At 53.7% G+C, this 21,449-nt stretch carries 18 protein-coding genes; 13 read left to right on the forward strand and 5 right to left on the reverse strand.

Features of this window, described 5'->3' with window-relative positions; all coding sequences use genetic code 11:
- Positions 1-118: 118 nt before the first annotated feature.
- Positions 119-1,360 (forward strand): DUF445 domain-containing protein, encoded by a 1,242-nt coding sequence (locus MKY12_RS00150; RefSeq protein WP_339312416.1) that lies wholly within the window; start codon positions 119-121, stop codon positions 1,358-1,360.
- A 236-nt stretch (positions 1,361-1,596) separates the two neighbouring features.
- Here the strand turns inward: MKY12_RS00150 and MKY12_RS00155 are convergent, their stop codons facing one another.
- From MKY12_RS00155 to MKY12_RS00165, 3 genes are all read right to left on the reverse strand, one after another.
- Positions 1,597-1,923, reverse strand: coding sequence for a P-II family nitrogen regulator (locus tag MKY12_RS00155; RefSeq protein ID WP_036723574.1), 327 nt, complete (start codon positions 1,921-1,923; stop codon positions 1,597-1,599).
- A 283-nt stretch (positions 1,924-2,206) separates the two neighbouring features.
- Positions 2,207-3,313 carry a glycosyltransferase family 4 protein gene (locus tag MKY12_RS00160; RefSeq protein ID WP_339312418.1) on the reverse strand — a complete coding sequence of 369 codons (1,107 nt, stop codon included), beginning with the start codon at positions 3,311-3,313 and terminating at the stop codon, positions 2,207-2,209.
- Between the two features lie 104 nt (positions 3,314-3,417).
- Positions 3,418-4,242: a hypothetical protein gene (locus tag MKY12_RS00165; RefSeq protein ID WP_339312420.1), complete on the reverse strand. Its 825-nt coding sequence runs from the start codon at positions 4,240-4,242 to the stop codon at positions 3,418-3,420.
- A gap of 302 nt (positions 4,243-4,544) precedes the next feature.
- Here MKY12_RS00165 and MKY12_RS00170 point away from each other — a divergent pair, with 302 nt between their 5' ends.
- From MKY12_RS00170 to pulA, 3 genes are all read left to right on the forward strand, one after another.
- Entirely contained in the window at positions 4,545-8,018 is a 3,474-nt protein-coding gene (locus MKY12_RS00170) for a PAS domain S-box protein (protein WP_339312422.1), read from the forward strand.
- Positions 8,019-8,041: 23 nt separating this feature from the next.
- Positions 8,042-8,641 carry a C39 family peptidase gene (locus MKY12_RS00175; RefSeq protein WP_339312423.1) on the forward strand — a complete coding sequence of 200 codons (600 nt, stop codon included), beginning with the start codon at positions 8,042-8,044 and terminating at the stop codon, positions 8,639-8,641.
- A gap of 305 nt (positions 8,642-8,946) precedes the next feature.
- The gene (gene pulA, locus MKY12_RS00180; RefSeq protein WP_339312424.1) at positions 8,947-10,902 is read left to right on the forward strand and encodes a type I pullulanase; all 1,956 of its coding nucleotides are present in this window, start codon (positions 8,947-8,949) and stop codon (positions 10,900-10,902) included.
- Between the two features lie 247 nt (positions 10,903-11,149).
- Here the strand turns inward: pulA and MKY12_RS00185 are convergent, their stop codons facing one another.
- Both MKY12_RS00185 and MKY12_RS00190 read right to left on the reverse strand, forming a co-directional pair.
- Positions 11,150-11,992, reverse strand: a complete 843-nt coding sequence (locus tag MKY12_RS00185) for a hypothetical protein (RefSeq protein WP_339315028.1) — start codon at positions 11,990-11,992, stop codon at positions 11,150-11,152.
- A gap of 120 nt (positions 11,993-12,112) precedes the next feature.
- A complete protein-coding gene (locus tag MKY12_RS00190; RefSeq protein ID WP_339312426.1) occupies positions 12,113-12,634 on the reverse strand; it encodes a TetR/AcrR family transcriptional regulator in 522 nt (173 codons plus the stop codon).
- 229 nt (positions 12,635-12,863) lie between these two features.
- Between MKY12_RS00190 and MKY12_RS00195 the strand changes: the two genes are divergently transcribed.
- The 9 genes from MKY12_RS00195 (at position 12,864) to MKY12_RS00235 (ending at position 21,359) form a co-directional block, all read left to right on the forward strand.
- Entirely contained in the window at positions 12,864-13,190 is a 327-nt protein-coding gene (locus MKY12_RS00195; RefSeq protein ID WP_036723569.1) for a PadR family transcriptional regulator, read from the forward strand.
- A 5-nt stretch (positions 13,191-13,195) separates the two neighbouring features.
- On the forward strand, positions 13,196-14,188 hold the full coding sequence (locus MKY12_RS00200) for a permease prefix domain 1-containing protein (protein WP_339312428.1): 993 nt from the start codon (positions 13,196-13,198) through the stop codon (positions 14,186-14,188).
- A gap of 292 nt (positions 14,189-14,480) precedes the next feature.
- Positions 14,481-15,965 (forward strand): glutamate synthase subunit beta, encoded by a 1,485-nt coding sequence (locus tag MKY12_RS00205; protein ID WP_339312429.1) that lies wholly within the window; start codon positions 14,481-14,483, stop codon positions 15,963-15,965.
- A gap of 252 nt (positions 15,966-16,217) precedes the next feature.
- Complete coding sequence (gene yfcE / locus MKY12_RS00210) at positions 16,218-16,769, forward strand: phosphodiesterase (RefSeq protein WP_209876298.1); 552 nt, start codon at positions 16,218-16,220, stop codon at positions 16,767-16,769.
- A 153-nt stretch (positions 16,770-16,922) separates the two neighbouring features.
- Complete coding sequence (locus tag MKY12_RS00215) at positions 16,923-17,951, forward strand: agmatine deiminase family protein (RefSeq protein ID WP_339315030.1); 1,029 nt, start codon at positions 16,923-16,925, stop codon at positions 17,949-17,951.
- Between the two features lie 21 nt (positions 17,952-17,972).
- A complete protein-coding gene (aguB, locus tag MKY12_RS00220) occupies positions 17,973-18,848 on the forward strand; it encodes an N-carbamoylputrescine amidase (protein WP_036723561.1) in 876 nt (291 codons plus the stop codon).
- A gap of 270 nt (positions 18,849-19,118) precedes the next feature.
- Positions 19,119-19,877: a transporter substrate-binding domain-containing protein gene (locus tag MKY12_RS00225; RefSeq protein ID WP_235191809.1), complete on the forward strand. Its 759-nt coding sequence runs from the start codon at positions 19,119-19,121 to the stop codon at positions 19,875-19,877.
- Between the two features lie 97 nt (positions 19,878-19,974).
- Positions 19,975-20,622: an amino acid ABC transporter permease gene (locus MKY12_RS00230; RefSeq protein WP_339253102.1), complete on the forward strand. Its 648-nt coding sequence runs from the start codon at positions 19,975-19,977 to the stop codon at positions 20,620-20,622.
- Between the two features lie 5 nt (positions 20,623-20,627).
- Entirely contained in the window at positions 20,628-21,359 is a 732-nt protein-coding gene (locus MKY12_RS00235) for an amino acid ABC transporter ATP-binding protein (RefSeq protein ID WP_339312432.1), read from the forward strand.
- Positions 21,360-21,449 lie beyond the last annotated feature (90 nt).

Below are 21,449 nucleotides of genomic sequence, written 5' to 3' on the forward strand. Positions count from 1 at the left end.
TGGTACAATGTAAGGCAGACCTGTAACCTGACAGCCTGGTTCGTCTTCTGCATGTGCAAGGGACGATGACCGGGATGCAAGCGGCATGGGGTCGCTATGTAAGGGGGAAAAGATACTGATGAAATCCAGAAATTTAGCTACGATCTCTCTGGCTATTATGGCCTGCGGCTTTCTGTTCACCTTGTTTCTGCCGGAGAATCTGGCAGTTATTCTGCTGAGAGGCGGCTTCGAGGCAGGTCTGGTCGGAGGAATAGCCGACTGGTTTGCTGTGACGGCGCTGTTTCGTCACCCGCTGGGCCTTAGAATTCCGCATACCTCGCTGCTGCTGAAGAACCGGGATAAGCTGATCCAGTCCCTGATCTCTGCAATGGAGAATGAACTGCTGAACAAGGAGAGCATTGAGAACAAGCTGCGCACCTTCAATATAGTCTCGCTTGGAGCTGGCGTACTGACCCGGTTCTTCTCCAGAAAGAAAGCGCGGCAGGAAGTGCTGGAGCAGCTGAAGGGCTTCGTGCTGCGGCTTCCGGTAGAGCAGGCTGTTCCGTATATTCAATCGGCAGCAGCAAGCTATCTGCGTGAAGCTAAGCTCGGAGTCGCAGCAGATACCATAGCAACCAGCCTGATGAATGAGGGCAAGGATATTGCAGCCCTTGATTTTGCGCTGGAGGGGATCTCCGCCTGGAGCGGACGCCCGGAGACGCGGGCCATGCTGGGCAAGATCGCCAGTGAGAAGCTGGCCGAGGTTAAGCTTGGCGGACTGAAGGGAATGGCCTTCCAGGCCTTCGTGGGGTTCGTGGATGCTGATATGCTAGGGGAAATGCTCCAGGGTATGGTACAGTCTACGATCCGTGACTTTAAGGAAGAGGACAGCCCTTACCGGGAGGAGGTCATCCGGGAGATCCGGGTGGCTCTGTTCCAGCTGCTGAGCGATGAAGAACGGATTGCCTCACTGAAGAATTGGGCGCTGAATGAGCTTCAAGGGGAAGCCGCTGCCGCATTTGTACTACAGCAGCTGCAAGGGCTGCGGGGCAAGGCGGTTACACTGCTGGAAGAGGACCGGGGCCGGGGCGGGCGCAGGCTGTTCTCGCTGTATGCCGCGCTGGTCCGGCGGGTTAGCCAGGAGAAGGAATGGATTCAGACATCAGAGGACCGGATTCGCGGTACACTGATCTCCTTCGTGGAAGCTAATCATTACCGGATCGGGCAACTGGTCAAGGAGAACCTCGATCAGATGGACGATGCCGCTCTGGTGAATATGCTGGAGGAGAAGGTCGGCAAGGATCTGCAGTGGATTCGTGTCAACGGGGCCGTCTGCGGATTTGTGGTCGGGCTGGTGCTTACCGTGATCCAGCTGATCTGAGGTTGATGTATCAGGAACTCAGGAATTCATAAAGGCAGCAAGGCAGTCCCCGGTCTTCCGTGAAGACGGAGAGCGGGGGGGATGCTTTGCTGCCTCTTTCATGGAAATATAAGAATGTATATGTTTCACGCTATACATTATCCTTCTATTTCTCGCCGAAACGGTACCGTCCTTTAAAAGGACGGCAAAGCCGTTTCCACTTGGCGCGAATATAGCAGGGCGAAGGTTTTCTTTCTCTATAGCTGGTTCTTGCCGTTACTGATGGTGAAGACCTCCTGTACAGGCAGGACAAAGATTTTGCCGTCGCCGAAGGAGCCATGCTCACCGGATCTGGCCGTACGCATAATAATGCTGATGACGTCATCCTTGTCTTCATCCTGAATGACGATCATCAGCAGCTTCTTGGAGATTTGGTTGTAATGGTTGGTTCCGACCTGAATGCCCTTTTGCTTGCCGCGCCCGAGCAGATCCATCTTGCTGATGGAGGGGAAGCCGGCCAGCAGCAATTCGGCCATTACTTCATCCGCTTTCTCAGGTCTTACGATAGCTTTGATCATTAACATAACGATGCACCCTTTCTACAGCGAATAATAGGTTGTAGGGGGTTGCCAATATCTCGGTGGCTTACTGTATAGTGCATTTGTTTAATGGCAACGCTTACATGTGTAGTATATTATTAACTCCGGCTGCATCCTGCGAGAAGGATCACAAAATCCGTATTACACATTGTCGTATCCTGACTGGACTTACAGTTCGGCGCTGTCCGCCCGCCAGGAAAGTATTTCAAGGTAAAGTGTTGTGCCCCTCGTTAACCGGAGGAGCCTTCTAGAAGGATGCTTCCTCTGGTTAACGTGAAGGAACCAGCTTCAGATAAATATTCTCCAGCAGCTCTGCGGTATGCTGCCACTCATACATCTGCAGCGCATCACTTCTTCCCTGCAGTCCGATCCTTGCGGCAAGGTCCGGATTGCGGCCGATCTGCAGCATACGGCTGGCAAAAGCAGCGGGGTTCCTGTACTGCTTCACCAGATAGCCGTTACGGCCCGAATCAATAATCTCCCGGATTCCGCCGTTGCTGGAGGCAATTACCGGCAGCCCCGAGGCCATCGCCTCCACATTCACCAGCCCGAAGGCTTCATGCTGCTGGGAGGGGCAGATAAAGCAGTCGGCAGCCTGATACATACTGTGGATATCCTCATGGGGAATATTGCCGAGAAATGACACCTGTACGCTCAGCCGCCGGGCAAGAGCTCTCAGCTGCCGGAGATACGGCGGCTTCCCCTTGCCCGCGATCAGCAGCCGTGCGGGCATATGCCGGTTCAGGCGGTGCATGGCCCGGAGCAGCACAGGCACTCCCTTGCGCGGAATGACCCGGCCTACGAACAGGACCGTGAAGCCCGGGCCAAGACCATGCAGCGTGCGCAGGCGCGCCTTCTCCTGCGCAGATGCAGGAGTGAAGCGCGACAGGTCTGCTCCCAGAGGAACCACGCGAAGCTTGCTGCGGATGCCGGGGAACCTCCGGATAAGCCGCTGCTCCAGGGAGCTGCTGTTGGCCGTGACGGCATCGGCCAGGGCCAGGCAACGGGCGATGCCGGGCTCCTGCGGCACGAATGTGAGAGAGTGAAGAAATATAATCACCGGAGTGCCGGGGTACTGCCGCTTCACAGCCGCCGCCAGCCGCGGCCGGTTGTCGATCTGAATAAGATCGAACGGCTCTGAGGCTTCCAGGAATGTAAGAACGGAGCTGCGGTACCGGGAAGGGGTGCCTGAGGGCAGCCGGATGAACTGGACCTGCTCGAGCTCATCCGTGTCAGGAAGCCCGGCGGCTCTGCGGCTCACAATGGTTACCTTGTGTCTCTTGGTCAGCCTCCGCGCGATATTCCAGATGCAAATCTCCACAGAGCCGTCCCCGGGAACCGTGAACTGCTCCGGTGCAATCATGCAGATATGCATTGTGGCTGCTCCTCCCGCTGCATAGTAGTTATGGTTCTTAACCTAACATATGCGTTCAGGCGTGCAGAAGACACAGGAGCAAGCAGGGAGCGGCCGTCTAAGGTCTAGCTGCCTGTCTGTCTAAGAGTAGCTGCAATGACTCCGGCAATCGTCTGCTCATACTCCAGGATCTTCAGCTTCCCCGCCGCGATCTGCTTGTACCCGGCGACCATAGAAGATAAGGATTGTCCGGCCAGAGCCGGATTCTGCTTGCGGATAGCCGCTTTGAAGTCACTCCAATCTGCCGTTAGCCGCTTGTTTAGGGCAGAGACTGCGCTTTTCTGTGATTTGATTAAGCTTTGCGGTCTGTCAATGCCCGCCAGGGTCTTACGGGCAGCGGCCATCCGGCGGGTACGGGTATCCTTGGCGGCCTTGAGCAGCGCTTCCTTGTCGCGGATCTCCTGGCGGGCAATCTGGACCAGCAGCTTCATGGCTTCCGACTGGGCCTTCAGGACGGAGTTCAGCGTCTTGTCCTTCAGTCCCTTGAGCAGGGAGATCCGCTTGTTCAGCGCGCTGTATTGATCGAACAGCGGCTGATAACGCTGCTTGGCACTGCTGACGGCAGCGCTCAGCTTGGTGATGGAGGCCTGGTCCATATTCTTGATGGACTCCCGGACTGCATTCAACGCCTCTGTATTCTGATCATGGAGCGTCCTGATCTGCACCTCCCGGCTGTCATACCCGGCAGACAGGGTGGTCAGCTCTGTGAACTGGCTCTTCATCCGGGCGCGGGCAGTGCTGTCCGCCTTAGCAGCAGTCAGGTCAAAGGAAGCCTGAACCGATGAGGTAATCACCGTCGCCGCTGCCGAAGCCGGACCGGCCGGGAAGCTTAGGGCAAGGGCAATCAAGAGGGACAGCAGCAGACAACTTGGCTTATACAGATTGTTCATTAACATTCCTCCGCTTGTCTTCATGTCCCGGAACACAAAGAAAGCACCCGCAGTAAAGGCCAACAGGCCTCTATTACGGGTGCTTCCGGCGTAATGAGTCACGAAGATAGTTTTGCTTTTTATTATAGAGATATTATCTTAATTTTGTCAATATTATCAATTTTAACTTATGCGAACCAAGGGGAGGACCTTCATTTCATTCCGTGACGGTCTTATCGTATACTGTGAAGGAAGAACGTCAAGTGAAGCACAACAGAGGGTCAGCAGAAGCGCCAGCCCCAAGATGAAGGAGGCCTTAGGTGATGGATAACCTGGCTAGGAATAACAGCATTCTCGATCAAGCCTTCCAGTTATCTCCGGTGGGGATGGCTGTATTGTCTCCGGAAGGAGGCAGATGGATGAAGATTAATCCTGCTTTTTGCAATATGCTGGGCTGCACTGAGCCTGAATTTCTCTCAGGGACTCTATCGGGGGCCGGCCGGGACCTGCAGGAAGAATTCTCTATTCAGCGAATCGGGACAGAGCTTGCACAGCGGCAGGGACAGCCTCTACAGGTGGAGCAGCGGTTCTCCGGCATTGACGGGCAGCCGTTCTGGCTCGCCCTGACCTTCATTCCGGCCCAAGAGGAGCCTTCCGGCCGGACCGTTATTGTATATGCACAGGATGTAACAGACCGCAAAATTGCTGACCAGCTGACCGTAGACAGCCGCGATCTGTACAATTTATTCATAAAAGACGATCAGAGCATGATCTCCTTCTCCCTGCCCGACGGGACGATAACCTTCATATCGCCGTCCTCCTATTCCCAGATCGGATACCATCCGGAGGAGATTGTCGGCAGGAACCGCGCCGAATTCTATCACCTGGAGGATGTTGAAGCAATCAACAGCTCCGGCAGCCTGCTGAAGAACAATATCTCCAGTCGCCGCCTGCGCCATAAGGAGGGCCATTATCTATGGTTCGAGACATCCTTCCATGTGGTCCGCGGCGATAAGGGTGAAATCACACGGATTATGGGGATTGGCCGTAACGTCACCCGGCGCAAGCACAGCGAGGAGGCCCTTGCGTCCGCGCAGCGGGTGGCGCGAATAGGCTCATGGGGTTGGGATCTGGTGAAGGGCAGAATCACGTTCTCCGACGAACTGCGGCGTATTCTGCAATATAGTGTGGAGACAGGCCAAGTGAATCAGGAGGCCTTCCTGGCACTGGTCCATCCGGAAGATGTCCGGATTCTGCAGGAGGCCGTAGAACGGGCTATGGGACTAGGGGAGCCGGGGAATACGGCTTACCGGATGATTTTGCCGGATGGGGAGGTCCTGATGGTGCATGTCCAGTGGGATGTCATCCTGGGACCGGAGGGCCAGCCAGCCCAGCTGTTCGGCATGATGCAGGATATTACGGAGCGTATGCATATGGAGGAGCAGCTGCGGGAGAGTGAACGGAATTTCCGGCTGATGTCGGAGAACTCCCTCGACCTGATCTCGCGCCATGCGATTAAGGACAGTATCTTCCTGTATTGCTCACCGGCCAGCCGTTCGCTGCTCGGTTATGAGCCTGAGGAGATGATCGGCACCAGTGCCTACGATTACCTCCATCCTGATGATCTGGAGATGATTCTGAATCAGATGGCGGAGAGCGTGGATTCGGGATTGATTCCGCCGGCCTCCTACCGCTACCGCCACAAGAACGGTACCTATGTCTGGTTTGAAACGAACAGCCGGTATATTTTTGACGCGCAGGGCCGGAAGACAGAGATTATTGCCGTAGGCCGTGACATTACTGAACGCAAGCAATTCGAATCGAAGCTGCAGGAGAGTGAGCAACGCTACAAGTCCCTGTTCGAGTATAATCCTGCGGCGGTATATTCCATGAATCTGCAGGGCGATTATCTGACGGCGAATGCCAATCTGGAGAAGCTGAGCGGCTACTCGCTGGAGGAGCTGCTGGGCAATTATTTTGGACCGCTGGTGGCTGAGAAGGATATCCAGAAGACGCTGCATCATTTCACCCTGGCCAGCCAAGGGGAGCCGCAGAGCTATGATCTGACGCTGATTCATAAAGACGGGCATCCGGTGGAGATCAATACGATTAATATTCCAATAGTTGTGGATCATCAGGTGGTTGGGGTATATGGGATCTCCCGCGACATTACGGATCATATCAGGTACACGGAGCAGATTGAGAAGCTGAGCAATGATTATACCCTGATTCTCAATGCCGTGTCCGAAGGAATATTTGGTCTGGACAACGAGGGACGGGTCACCTTTATTAATCCTGCGGGGGCGCATATGCTGGGCTTCGAATGTGATGAGATTACCGGGCATCCTTACCTGGACCCCATCCAGCAGACCGCGCTTGACGGCAACCATTACCGGCCGGAGGAGTCTCCGCTGATGCGGGCAGTCCGGGCAGGAGAAGCCCATCAGAGCCTGGATGCGGTGCTGTGGCGCAAGGACGGCTCCAGCTTCCTGGCCGAGTACCAGGTAACCCCACTGTTCGACAAGGGTGAGCGGAAGGGAGCGGTTGTAGTCTTCCGTGACATTACCGGGGAGAAGGAGATTATCAGAGCCAAGGAGCTGGCGGAGAAGGCGGACCAGGCCAAATCGGAATTTCTCGCCATCATGAGCCATGAGCTGCGTACACCGATGAACGGAATTATGGGCATGACCGATCTGCTAAGTGAGACGGAATTGACGGAAGAACAGCGGGGGTATGCCCAGATTATCAGCGAGAGCAGTGCATCCCTGCTATATATTCTTAATGAAATTCTGGATTTCAGCAAAATCGAAGCTGGTAAAATGACGCTTACCCACGAGCCGGTAAGTCTGGTGGAATTACTCGACAATATCACGGAGCTGTTCATGCCGAAGGCCCGTGAAAAGAATATTGAGCTGTCCTGCCGCATGGCTGCGGATGTGCCGGAGCTGATCATGGGAGATGCGGCCCGGCTGCGCCAGGTGCTGGTGAATCTCGTCAGCAATGCCGTGAAATTCACCGAGACGGGACAGGTCTCCATTCTGCTCAGCAGAGAATATAGCAGGGAGCGCAAGAAGCTGACGCTCAAATTCAGCGTGGCCGATACAGGGATAGGAATCCCTTCTGAGAAGCAGCCGTTGTTGTTCCAGTCCTTCTCGCAGCTGCACCCGTCCATTAACCGCAAGTATGGGGGAACCGGACTGGGGCTGGCCATCTGCAAAAAGCTGGTGGAGCTGATGGGCGGTGCCATCACTGTGGATAGCGTAGTCGGGGAAGGATCGAATTTCTATTTCATCCTGCCTGTAGATATGGAGCTGGAGCCGGAAGGCGGCTGGGAGGATACGGTGATTGTCTCTGATCCGGCGCCGGTCTCTGAACATAGTAGCATCCCGGAAGAAGGCGAATCCGCTGCTGAATTCGGGCCTCTACGTATCTTGGTGGCGGAGGATCATCCGGTGAATCAGAAGCTGCTGGTGACTATGCTGGACAAAAGAGGCTATGCCGCCGATCTGGTCGATCATGGCGAAGCGGCGGTGCAGGCAGTGCTCCGTGAGCAGTATGATCTGGTATTCATGGATGTACAGATGCCGGGGATGAGCGGGCTTACGGCAACGGCCAGAATCCGCGAGCAGGCGCCTGCCCCGCATCAGCCGTATATTGCAGCTGTGACAGCGTATGCCAGAAAAGAGGACCGGGAGCGCTGCTATGCGGCGGGCATGGATGACTTTGTCAGCAAGCCGTTCCTGGCTGCCGATATTGACCGGGTGCTGGAGCGTTGCAGCCATAGGGTATCCCTATGAGCCGGAGGCCTTCTGGTGAGCGATTGAAGGCGAAGGCGTATACACAGTGGGAGACAGGCGTAGCCTCGCCTTCCTCAGCCTGCGGGCCGGCGACCATGGCGGCCCTCCTGGAATATTGGCATTCGCATATGGGCCGGACGTTTATTCCGGGTATCCGTCATTTTGATTCCATGGCCGCGCATATCAATTACATCTACACCCATCATGGCGGGACGCCCTGGGGCATGAGTGCACGCAGCTTTGTCAGAGGCCTCCGGGCGTACATCGGCGCAGCCCTGCCGCCTTTAAGTAACCGCTCCGACCTGATTAAGGTATCCGTGTTCAATGATATCGGTCGCTATCGGGCCGAGATTGATGCCGGGCGTCCGGTCGCGCTCAAATTCGACAAGTGGTTCAGCTTCCGCTGGCGCGGAAGATATGCGTATGACTATCATTGGGTGCTGGGAATCGGTTATGAGGCTGAGGAGGACGGCTCCTGTAAGCTGATTGTCCATGACAACGGGGTGCAACATCCTGGCGGCGGTTATACGCCGGGCAGAGAACGGCAGATCTCCTATTCCGCGAATAAAAGAATACTTACGATGGTGTCGCTCAATCTGCCGGAATCGCTAGATGTGCCGTGACAGACGGGCGGACAACCAGTCTGCTTCTAGATAGTAGCCGGGCCGGGGCAGGATATTTCCTGTGTCCCGGCCTTTTTGAAATATAGAATTTATATGTTGCACAGGATAACTTAACCTTCTATTTCTCGCTGAAACGTTACCGTCCTTTAAAAGGACGGAAAAGCCGTTTCCACTTGCAGAGTGTGATTCAAACGTTTGCACAAAGTTGGCGGTTAGGATAAAATTTCAAATAGAGAAAATAGGAATTGTATAAATCCCAGGAGCCCTGCCGTATATTTAGTTAAGGGTAAAGGAGGCGGTATGCCTTGTCAGTACAGAAGGAAATGAAGGAACCGATTGATTACGGGGACCCGGCGGCTACCAGCGGAATCTCCGTCTTCGACCGGAATTTCGATGAGCTGTTCAGCTATGACGGAGAGGATCTTGGCCTAATCTATTCGGCGTCCGGCTCCGCGTTCTGTCTGTGGGCCCCGACGGCCCAGGAAGCGGAGCTGGTGCTCTATCCATCCTGGAAGGATCCTGCGCAGCGGCAGATACCCATGGTGCGAGACGTCCGGGGAACCTGGAGACTCAGCGTTCCGGGCGATCTGGATGGGATGTTCTACACCTACAGGGTGCGTATCGGGGAGCTATGGAATGAAGCGGTGGACCCGTACGCCCGCGCGATCGGCGTGAACGGGGACAGAGGGGCTATACTGGATCTGCGCAAGACCGATCCCGCGCGCTGGACGCAGGATAAGCCGCCGCTGGAGGACCCGGTGGATGCGGTGATCTATGAGCTTCATCTGCGTGACTTATCGGTTAATCCTGCCAGCGGGATTAAGCATACAGGGCAATACCTCGGCCTTGCAGAAGCCGGAACCCGGGGTCCTGAGGGCATTGCCACCGGTCTTGATCACATTGCCAGTCTGGGTGTTACCCATGTGCAGCTGCTGCCTATCTATGATTATGCGACAGAGAGCGTAGATGAGACCCTTCTTACGGAGCCGCATTATAATTGGGGATATGACCCCAAGAATTACAATGCTCCTGAAGGCTCTTATGCATCAGATCCGTATGTTCCGGGCCTGCGCATCCGGGAGCTGAAGACAATGATTCAGGCGCTGCATGACCGCGGCCTGCGTGTCATTATGGATGTGGTCTACAACCATGTCTATGACGGCTTCCGGGTGAACTTCACCAAGTTGGTTCCCGGCTATTATCTGCGGTATAAGCAGGACGGGCGGTTGTCGAACGGCTCAGGCTGCGGGAATGATACTGCTTCCGAGCGGAGGATGATGTCCCGCTTCATCGTTGAGTCCGTGCTGTACTGGGCCAGGGAATACCATATCGACGGCTTCCGCTTCGATCTGATGGGACTGCATGATACAGGGACCATGAACGAGATCCGCCGTCGTCTGGATGATCTGGACCCTTCGATTATAACGATAGGCGAAGGCTGGGTGATGGACACGGAGCTGGCCGAGGACCTTCGGGCCAACCAGTGCCAGGCCAATCAGATGCCGGGCATTGGCCACTTCAATGACGGCTTCCGCGATGCAGTGAAGGGTAATATATTCCTGCATGACCAGAAGGGCTTCATCAACGGTGGTATCGGCTTCGAACGCAATGTGAAGGCAGGCATTGCCGGAGCGATCTACTACGGGCCCGGCCTCGGGCAATACGCCCAGGAGCCGCAGCAGTGTGTGAACTTCGTGGAGTGCCACGACAATCATACACTGTGGGATAAGCTGGTCTTGTCTACGGCAGGAGTGGAAGACGGGCAGCGCCGCGCTATGCACCATCTGGCCTCGGCTATGGTGCTGACGAGTCAGGGGATACCTTTCATTCATGCCGGTCAGGAGTTCCTGCGGACCAAGGACGGTGTGGAGAACAGCTATAAATCGCCAGTGGAAGTGAACTGGCTGGACTGGGAACGCTGCGCGGAACATGCCGGATCTGTAGCATACATGAAGCAGCTGATCGCACTGCGTGCCGCTCATCCCGCCTTCCGTCTGCGTACCGCAGAGGAGATCCGTGACCATCTTGTGTTCGAGGATGCACCGGCGCATGCGGTGGCCTTCACGCTCCGCGATCATGCCGGAGGAGATTCGGCGGAGTATCTGTACGTTCTGTACAATGCCAACCCCGAAGGTGCAACCCTGATGCTGCCCGAACTGGGCGAATGGGACATTGTATTCGGCGAAGCGCATATTGGACGGCTGGAGAGCGGTACTTTAACCACTGCAGGAATAGGAATGATCGTACTTGCTGTGAACTAAATCATAGGTACCGGGATTATAGGTATCGCACAGAAGCAGGCTGCCGGGGCAGTCTGCTTTTTGCTGTGGCGGAAATATGCTTAGTGTAGGCGAAAAACCGAATACAATGTGCTGGCGGGAGGGTGAGTGGGCTGAATGTGTGCTAAAAACCGAATACAATGTGCTGGCGGGAGGGTGAGTGGGCCGAATGTAGGCGAAAAACCGAATACAATGTGCTGGGGTCGGGGGCTGTATTAAGCCCAAACACTCACCTTTTGTTAAACATTAGAGCCGAAATGACAGTGAGCAGCCAAACCAGTAAACAGAGGAGGGCAAGTATCGGGAACAAGCTAATCTCAAACATAGAACGGCCAAGACTGGTCTGAACGGCTATTACCAAAATGGCAATCAGCCAAGCTATACAACCTGTATGCAGGAGCAGACGCTGTTTGCCGGACCCTAGACTCGAATGTTCCAGCAGCCAGGCGGGTAACAGCAGGGTTTGGAGCGAATGGAGGCCAATTCCATGTAGTACAATATAATTGCCTCCAGCTCCGATAAAACGTCCTTGTAAGCTCATCATGATCAGTCCTGCCAGATTAGCTATAAATACCGCCAGCAAGGCATAACGGATACCGTTGATTAGTACAGGGCGAGATAAGGGAGCCTTCATTTTCAGAAATTGGACAGCCAGCAGGATACCCCCGATGACAAAAGAAAGAGATACGACGCCAAATAAAGCTCCCCCAAGGGTATCCACTAGGCCGCCGGCTTTAGAGAAACGGGGATTGAAGCCCCGGAAATTCTGCAGGGTTTCAATTACATAGCTGTATGAAGCAGCAGCAATAAAAAGCCGGCGAATCACTTTTCTCATGCGAGTGGTAAAGCCTGCAAAGGGTAAGATCGCAGCAATGGATAACAGAAAAATTCCTAAGGCTGCTGCAAACGAGAATACATTTTCTATATTACCTTCCGGTAGAACAACTGCTCCTTGAAAGAACATAAAGACAGCAGCACATCCCGCAATAACAAACCCGAGCCCTCCAAGCATAACGAGTCCTTTTTCACGCCTATAAATAGATACGGCAGATGTCATCAACTCGTTGAACATAGTATGCAAGATTAGCTCACTCCTTTATTTATTTATCGATTAATAAATAATTATCCAAAATAATTGCAAGCAGTAACAGATACGAATTTATCCGTTTGCTGCTTGCATTTACTTCATCCTTCATTCTTTAGTCATCAGTATGGATTGTTTTATTTCTGATAGATCAAGCACCTCGGATAACGTGACTAGCAGCCCTATGCTCATAAAACGGATTGCATTTCCTTCCGCATCAGGTACCCCGGCTTTCTGAAATTTGGCAGTCACTTCGTCAAAAATAGTCGTATAGAGCTTAGCAGAATGTTGTTTGATCCCCGCTTCCGATATGGTGTAAGCCTGCATGACCATCAGTACTTCGGAATGGTGTGTCTCCATTAAGTTGAAAAAACTGGCGCCCATCGCGCCAACCAGCTGATCAGCAGGTGCCTCGACTTCCATAAAAGTGTTATAAATCCGATCGTAGGCACGTTTTAGCACAGCTATATATAAGTCTTCTTTATTGTCAAAAAAATGAAAGATGTAGGGCTGCGTAACTCCCGCAGCTTTAGCTACCATAGCAGTGGTTGTCCTGTAGTAGTCATATTCTGCAAATAAGGTCAAGGCACTTTCCATAATTTTTTGCTTTTTATCTTCCTTTGCTGCCATTGTAATCAGTTCCATTCTTTTATTTATCGAGCGATAAATGAATCATATAAAAGAAACATTTGTCTGTCAATCCTGCTGTTCTTGCTAACAGCTCGATGCACGGATAACGCCCATAAACCCGCTTTTAAAAATAATTCTCCATTCATCATAAACACTACTTCATCTGTCGTAGTAATTGTGCTACACTGAATTTAATTACTACGACAGATGAAGTATAGGAGGCAGGCAATTGATCAGCAGTGATGTGATTAGGGGATACAACGACACGATGATCCTCTACATGCTTCTGGACGGGGAGTCTTACGGCTATGAGATTTCCAAGAACATACGGAAGCTATCGGAAGAGAAATACATTATGAAGGAAACCACTCTCTATTCGGCATTCACCCGGCTGGAGAAGAACGGTTATATTGATTCCTTTTACCTGGATGAGACGTTTGGCAAAAGACGCACCTACTACCGCATCACTCCGCAGGGTCTTGCCTACTACCGGGCCAAATGCGAGGAATGGCAGATCACGCAGGAAGTTATCAACAAATTCATAAAGGAGCTGTGAGGAACTTGGATACCATCATTGGATACTTGAACAATATGTTCGCATCTCTGCCCAGAACGGAACAGATGGCGATGCTGAAGCAGGAGCTGCTTGGCAACATGGAGGAGAAATACTATGAACTGAAGCATGAAGGGAAGTCGGAGAACGAGGCGGTGGGCATCGTCATTTCCGAATTCGGCAACATTGATGAACTGGTCAGTGAGCTGGGGCTTGGAGAGGTTCGTAAGGAGGAAGGACTAGGGCTGCCCATGCTGGATGAGCTTGCTGTAGAGGGATTTATCGCTGCCAAAAAAAGATCCGGCTTGCTCGTAGGTTGGGGCGTTGGGCTAATTATGCTGGGTGCTGCTCTGCTTATCCTGATCTCAGGTCTGGGGGAGAACGGGTTCATGGGAAATGTATTCTCTGAAGATGCTATGAGCATGATCGGGCTGATCCCCCTGTTACTGCTGCTCGGTCCGGCTATCGCATTATTTATCTACAGCGGTACGAAGATGGAGAAATACAAATACATGGAGTCGGGTTTCAGTCTGCCGTATCCGCTGGAGGCATATATTGAGCAGAGACAGTCCGCTTTTGCTGCCACGTATACGTTGTCGCTTATCATGGGTGTCTGTTTATGCGTACTTTCGCCGATTGCTATCTTTGTATCTTCCGCGTTTGGAGATGAATACAGTTCCTACGGGGTAGCCGTTCTATTGATTATAGTGGCTGTAGCCGTTTTCCTCTTCGTGTATTACGGGAATATCCGGGGGGCTTATCAGAGACTGCTGAAGACCGGCGATTTCAGTGAGGAGAAGCAGGAGGAGAAGAAGGAGGAGGACCGGATTGTCGGTGCGGTTGCCGCTATTATCTGGCCGCTGGTTACCTGTGTTTTTCTGGTCAGCGGTATTGTATTCGACCAGTGGGAGATCAACTGGATCGTCTTCCCGTTAACGGGCATTCTGTTCGGGGTGTTCAGCTCGGTCTACAATATGTTCAAGAAAAAAGATGCTGCCTGAGTCTGTGTACACGATTTGCCACATAACGTTAACACAAAAGGTGACATTGCTCATGTTCCCTCTCTGCGGATAGATGATAATATGAAGGCATTTATTCCCCTTATTATAACCGTGCAAGAGCCTGTACCGGGGTGATTTGAAACCCCGTTATAGCCTCTTGCTTCGCTGCTTTACAGTGACAGAATAACGGACGGTGACAGAAGAGTGTGTTTCTTTTTGGAGCCGGGTGTGGGCATGAATGCCGTCTATTACCTTTCGGCGGCCAATCAGAGAGACTCGGAGGATGACAGGGATGGGTAAAACAACCGGATTTATAGAATATCAGCGGCGGACGCCTGCTGAATGCGAGCCAATGGAGCGGATTAAGAACTGGAATGAATTCTCGGTTCCGATGGAGGAAGAACAACTGCGTGAGCAGGGTGCCCGCTGTATGGATTGCGGAACACCGTTCTGTCATGTGGGGCGTATGTTGTCAGGGATGGCCAGCGGCTGTCCGCTGCATAATCTGATTCCAGAGTGGAATGACATGGTATACCGCGGCAACTGGCAGGTCGCGCTGAAGCGCCTGCACAAGACGAACAACTTCCCCGAATTTACGGGACGCGTCTGCCCTGCGCCTTGTGAAGGTTCCTGCACAGTAGGGAAGAACGGCGATTCGGTAACCATTAAATCGATCGAAAAAGCGATTGTAGATAGAGGGTTTGCTGAAGGCTGGATCGTTCCTGAGCCGCCGCTTACCCGGACAGGCAAGACGGTTGCCGTCATCGGCTCCGGCCCTGCCGGACTTGCCTGCGCTGCCCAACTGAACAAGGCGGGACACAGTGTAACGGTGTATGAGCGGGCTGACCGGATCGGCGGTCTACTGACCTACGGCATTCCCAACATGAAGCTGGATAAAAAGAAGGTGCAACGCCGGGTGGATCTGCTGGCAGCGGAAGGCGTTACCTTCGTCACCCGGACTGAGATTGGCAGAGATATTGCAGCAGCTCAGTTACAGGAGGAGCATGATGCGGTCGTCCTCTGCGGCGGCTCTACCAAGGCGCGTGACCTGCCGCTGGAGGGCCGGGAGCTGCGTGGTATCCATCAGGCGATGGAGTTCCTGACACTGAACACCAAGAGCCTGCTGGATTCCGGACTGGAGGACGGAGAGTATCTGTCAGCGGCGGGCAAGGATGTGGTCGTTATCGGTGGCGGAGATACGGGGACAGACTGTGTAGCCACTTCGATCCGCCACGGCTGCCGCAGCGTGATCCAGCTGGAGATTATGCCGCAGTCGCCATTAACCCGCCAGCCGGGCAATCCTTGGCCGGAATGGCCGAAGGTGCTGAAGGTGGACTACGGACAGCAGGAGGCAGCTTCTCTATATGAAGAAGATCCGCGCCGCTATCTGGTGAATACCAAGCGCTTCGTCGGCGATGCAAGCGGACATGTACAGGAGCTGCACACGGTGCGTATTGAATGGAAGCGCACAGAGGACGGACGGATGGCCCCTGTAGAAGTGCCGGGCAGCGAGGGGGTCATTCGAGCGCAGCTGGTGCTGCTGGCTCTGGGCTTCACTGGACCGGAGGAGACAGTGCTGGGAGAGCTTGGCGTGGAGCGCGATGAGCGTTCCAACGTTAAGGCAGAGTTCGGCGCGCAGGCAACGAATGTGGAGGGAGTCTTCACGGCCGGTGACATGCGGCGCGGCCAGAGTCTGGTGGTCTGGGCGATTAACGAGGGCCGCCAGGCCGCCCGCGAGGTAGACCGCTTCCTGATGGGCTCGTCCAATCTGCCTTGAGGCTGGACGCACATTAATCTTTTAATCTTATAGGTGTGGTCTGCATCGGATTGTTGCATATATTGCAGTTTTGGTGCATGGATACATGGGAGTTTAGGCGAAATGTTGCACAAATTGCAGGAAATCATCCCGCAATTCAGCTTGAAGGAACAGGAAACCTGCTTTTTATGCAACAATAGTCGATTCGTACGGGAATGGTGAGCGAAATGTTGCATTTTGGGCAGGATATATGGACAGAAAGGAAGCACTCACATGAAGCTGATGTTTATTTCCGATATTCACGGATCCCTGTACTGGCTGGAGCAGGCGCTGGCGAAGGCAGAGGAGGAGGAGCCGCACACGCTGGTCATTCTGGGGGATTTCCTGTATCACGGACCTAGGAATCCACTGCCGGAGGGGTACAACCCGCAGGGGGTCGCCGATAAGCTGAATGCATACAGCCAATCGGGCAAATCGCTGGCGGCGGTAAGAGGTAACTGTGACGCCGAGGTGGATCAGATGCTGCTGCAGTTCCCGATGATGGGCGATTATGTGCTAATTCTGCACGAGGGCCGCAAGATCTATGCGACGCACGGGCACGGATTCAGCATCGACCACTTACCGGCGCTATCCCCGCAGGATGTGTTCATTCAGGGGCATACGCATCTGCCGGTGGCAGAGGTGAAGGACGGCATTACTGTGCTCAACCCCGGATCGATTGCGCTGCCGAAGGAGAACAACCCGAACTCCTACGGCGTTCTGGAGAATGGGGAATTTCTCATTAAGGACTTCAGTGGCAATATCATCAAGCAGATCGGGTTGTAACAAGTCAGCTTCACACTCTAATCCCTCTGGATATTTCCAGAGGGATTATTGCTGCGCGGCAATTGAGCCTGCCGGCATATTCATGTATGATGGGTGAGGAGCTTGCGGGCAGATCCCCGGCTTCAAAAACTAAACAGCAGAGGTAACTAAATGATGCATCCACGTGATTTACACTATACAATGCCGGCCGAATGGGCCAAGCATGAACGGACCTTCATTTCCTGGCCGGTGAAGGACTCTATGGTACATCCTGATAATCATGAAGCGGTTAGTAGGGGCTATGCTGAGATTATCCGGGCGATTGCCGAATTCGAGCCGGTGACGGTTATCGTCAATCCGGATGAGCTGGATACGGTAGAGAAGCTGGCGCTTGGGGACAATGTAACACTGCTCCCCATCCGGCACAACGATGCCTGGCTGCGGGACAACGGACCGACCTTTCTCACGGGTCCTGACGGGAAGCTGGCCGGGGTCAACTGGAAATTCAATGCCTGGGGCGGCAAATACTCGCCTTGGGATCTCGATGATGAGGTAGCTCCCCAGATTCTGAAGCACCTGGAGGTCAGCGCGTTCGATGCTCCACTGGTGATGGAGGGCGGCTCCATTCATACGGATGGCGAGGGCACCCTGCTAACCACGGAGGAATGTCTGCTCCATACGAACCGTAATCCTGAGCTGAACCGCGAAGAGATTGCCGGTTATGTCAAGCAATATACCGGGACCGAGTCCATTATCTGGCTGAAGCGCGGCCTCAGCGGGGATGAGACGGACGGGCATGTCGATAACATCGCCTGCTTCGCGGCACCGGGTAAGGTGATTATCCAGGTTTGCGAGGACCCGCAGGATGAGAACTATGCGATTACGCAGGAGAATCTGCGCATCCTGGAGCAGGCCGTCGATGCCAAAGGCCGGAAGCTGGAGATTATCCGCATTCAGCAGCCGCCCCGCGTGGACTTCGAGGGCAGCCGCCTGACACTGAGTTATCTGAACTTTTATTTTGTGAACGGCGGCATTATCTTGCCGGTCTTCGGCGGTACAGCGGCTGAGACGGACAAGCTGGCCGAGGAGACGCTGGCCGGGCTGTTCCTGGACCGCAGGGTCCGTACCGTGAACGGAATGGCCGTGATCGGCGAAGGCGGAAACGTGCATTGCACCACCCAGCAGATGCCTGCGGTGAATTAGACTATACAAGGAGGAACAACCATGAGACAAGTAAAAGTAGCCGCGACGCAAATGAGCTGTTCCGGCGACATTGATGAGAATATCCGCAAGGCGGAGACTCTGGTTAGAGAGGCGGCAGCCCAAGGCGCGCAGATTATTCTGCTGCAGGAGCTGTTCGAGACGCCGTATTTCTGCCAGAAGGAGAAGTCGGATTACTATGCCTATGCTACGGAGCTTGAGCAGAACAAGGCGGTGAACCACTTCAAGGCCATCGCCAAGGAGCTTGCGGTGGTGCTGCCGATCAGCTTTTATGAGAAGAAGAATTATGCGCGGTACAACTCGCTGGCGGTCATTGATGCGGACGGAACCGTGATGGGCAAATACCGCAAGAGCCATATTCCTGACGGTCCGGGCTATGAAGAGAAGTTCTACTTCAACCCGGGCGATACCGGCTTCAAGGTGTGGAATACCCGCTATGCCAAAATCGGAGTCGGCGTATGCTGGGACCAATGGTACCCGGAAGCTGCCCGGGTGATGAGCCTGATGGGTGCGGAGATTCTGTTCTATCCTACAGCGATCGGCTCGGAGCCGCAGGACGGGTCAATCGATTCCAAGGATCACTGGCAGACCTGCATGCTGGGTCATGCTGCCGCTAACCTGATTCCTGTCGTGGCCTCCAACCGGATCGGCAAGGAGACTGACGAGGATTCCAGCATTGATTTCTACGGCTCGTCGTTCATCGCTGGTCCGCAGGGCAACAAGATTGTCGAAGCCGGACGGGATGAGCAGACCGTGCTAGTCAGCGAATTCGACCTGGATGCGCTTGAGGTAGGCCGGATTGAATGGGGGATCTTCCGTGACCGCCGTCCGGAGCTGTACCGGATGATTGCTTCCTATGATGGCGATCTGACCTTCTAACTTATGCGCTAATATGTATAGACCATTAAGCAGCCAGAATGCTGCCGGAGCTCTCTCCGGGGCATTCTGGCTGCTTTTTTGCATGAGATGTTACAATATATCGATAATAATGTCATATTATATTACACACAAGGATAAAGTTAATTGTCATCACTACTTTAATCTGATAAAATCTCCTTAAGTTATTTTACAAATAAGTAGGGGGATTGGAGAATGGGAATCCGGAAAAAATGGGCGATGTCAGGTATGGTGGCGCTCCTGGTCTTGGCAATGGCGGGTTGTAGCTCTGGTAATGATGCGAAAGGCGGCAGTGCGGACGGGAAAAGCCTCAAAATCGCTACCGATGCCAGCTATGCACCAATGGAGTATATGGATACCGATACGATCAAGGGCTTTGACATTGATTTCATTAAGGCGGTGATGGCGGAGGCCGGCATTGATTACACGGTCACCAACACAGGCTGGGATACCATGCTGACCAGTGTGAAGCAGGGCACTGAATATCAGGCGGGTGTATCCTCGGTATCAATTACAGATGAGCGCAAGGAAACCTATGACTACTCCATCCCTTATTTCGAATCTACGAACATGATCATGGTGAAGGAAGGCAGCGATATCAAATCCGCCCTGGACCTGAAGGGGAAGAAGGTTGCGGTTCAGGCAGCCACGACAGCAGATGAGCTGATGAGCGGCATTATGGGCGTCGACAACGGTAACCTGAAGCGGTTCGACAGCAATGCGGTAGCGCTGATGGAGCTGAACGGCGGCGGAGCGGATGCGGTGGTCGCGGATATCGCCATCGTAAACGAATACATCAAGAACAATCCGAAGGAGAAGCTGACAGGCATTATTGATAAGGAGAATTTTGGCTCCGAGTACTACGGCATTCTGTATCCGAAGGGCAGTGAATGGAAGGCGAAGCTGGACCCGGCGATCAAGAAGGTCATCGAGAACGGCAAATATGCGGAGATCTACAAGGAATGGTTCGGCGAAGAGCCGGACACGGCGGCGCTTATGAACGCGAAGTAGCATAGGGGCCAGCAACAATTAAGCATGCGTAATGATTGCTATTGCGCGTGCTTCTTTTTTTGAGCAAGCCACAAGCAGAAGAGAAGGGAAGAATTCTATGGATTTCAGATTCGACATCATCATTCATTATTTACCGGTTCTGCTAAAAGGGACCCTGTTCACCATCGGCGTATCGCTGGTCTCCATTCTGTGCGGCTCCCTGCTGGGGCTGATTATCGGCTTCGGTAAAATGGCGCCCAAATGGTATTTCCGCTGGCCGTTCCACGCCTATATTAATATCTTCCGGGGTACGCCGCTCTATGTGCAGATTCTGATCGTCCACTTTGGGCTGATCCCGTTGTTCTACGGCAAAACCTATGCGCTGATGAGCGCATTCGTGGCGCTGTCGCTCAATTCCGCCGCCTATTCTGCGGAGATCTTCCGCGCCGGTATCCAGTCCATCGACCCCGGTCAGCGGGAAGCGGCCCTGTCTCTCGGAATGACCCGGCAGCAGGCGATGCGCTTCATTATTCTGCCCCAGGCCATCAAACGGATGGTTCCCGCCTTCGGGAATGAATTCATTGTGCTGGTTAAGGATTCCTCGCTGCTGGCGCTGATTGCCGCCCCTGAGATTATGTACTGGAGCAATACCATGAAAGGACAATACCTGCGGATCTGGGAGCCGTATCTGACCGCTGCACTGATCTACTTCATTCTTACTTATTCGCTCAGCAAGCTGCTTAATTATATCGAACGGAAGGTGTAGCCCCTATGGAACCGGTTATTTCAGTCAAGCATCTGCACAAATCATTCGGTGCCCATCAGGTACTGACGGATATCAGTGTCGACATTCACAGCCGGGAGGTTGTGGTTGTCATCGGGCCTTCGGGCTCAGGCAAATCGACCTTTCTGCGCTGCCTTAATCTGCTGGAGCAGCCGCAAGCGGGCAATATTATTATTGAAGGCACTTCCTTGATGGCCAAGAGCACAAGGATTAACGATATCCGTACCGAGGTGGGAATGGTCTTTCAGCAGTTTAATCTGTTTCCGCACCGTAAGGTGATCGAGAACATCATGCTGGCCCCGATGAAGGTGCGGAAATGGACGGAGGATCAAGCGAGGCAGAAGGCGCTGGAGCTGCTGCAGAAGGTAGGGCTTAGCGAGAAGGCGGAGATGTATCCGGCCTCGCTCTCCGGCGGTCAGGCCCAGCGGGTGGCGATTGCCCGGGCACTGGCGATGGAGCCGAAGATTATGCTGTTCGACGAGCCGACCTCGGCCCTGGACCCCGAGATGGTGGGCGAGGTGCTGGCGGTCATGAAGGAGCTGGCCCGTGAGGGGATGACCATGGTCGTGGTGACTCATGAGATGGGCTTCGCCCGTGAGGTGGGGGACCGGGTGCTTTTTATGGAGCAGGGGGCCATAGTCGAACAGGGTGCACCGGAGCAGCTGTTCGGCAGCCCGTCGCATGAGCGTACACGGGAGTTTCTGTCCAAGGTGCTGTAAGAATCGCCCAAAGTAGAATATTGTTATTTAATCGGTTATATTAGAAGAGTAAGAAATAGGCAATAAGTCCAAGCGTGAATAGCTGCCCAG

This window comes from Paenibacillus sp. FSL M7-0896, from assembly GCF_037975415.1.
GTDB lineage: Bacteria > Bacillota > Bacilli > Paenibacillales > Paenibacillaceae > Paenibacillus_AQ > Paenibacillus_AQ silagei.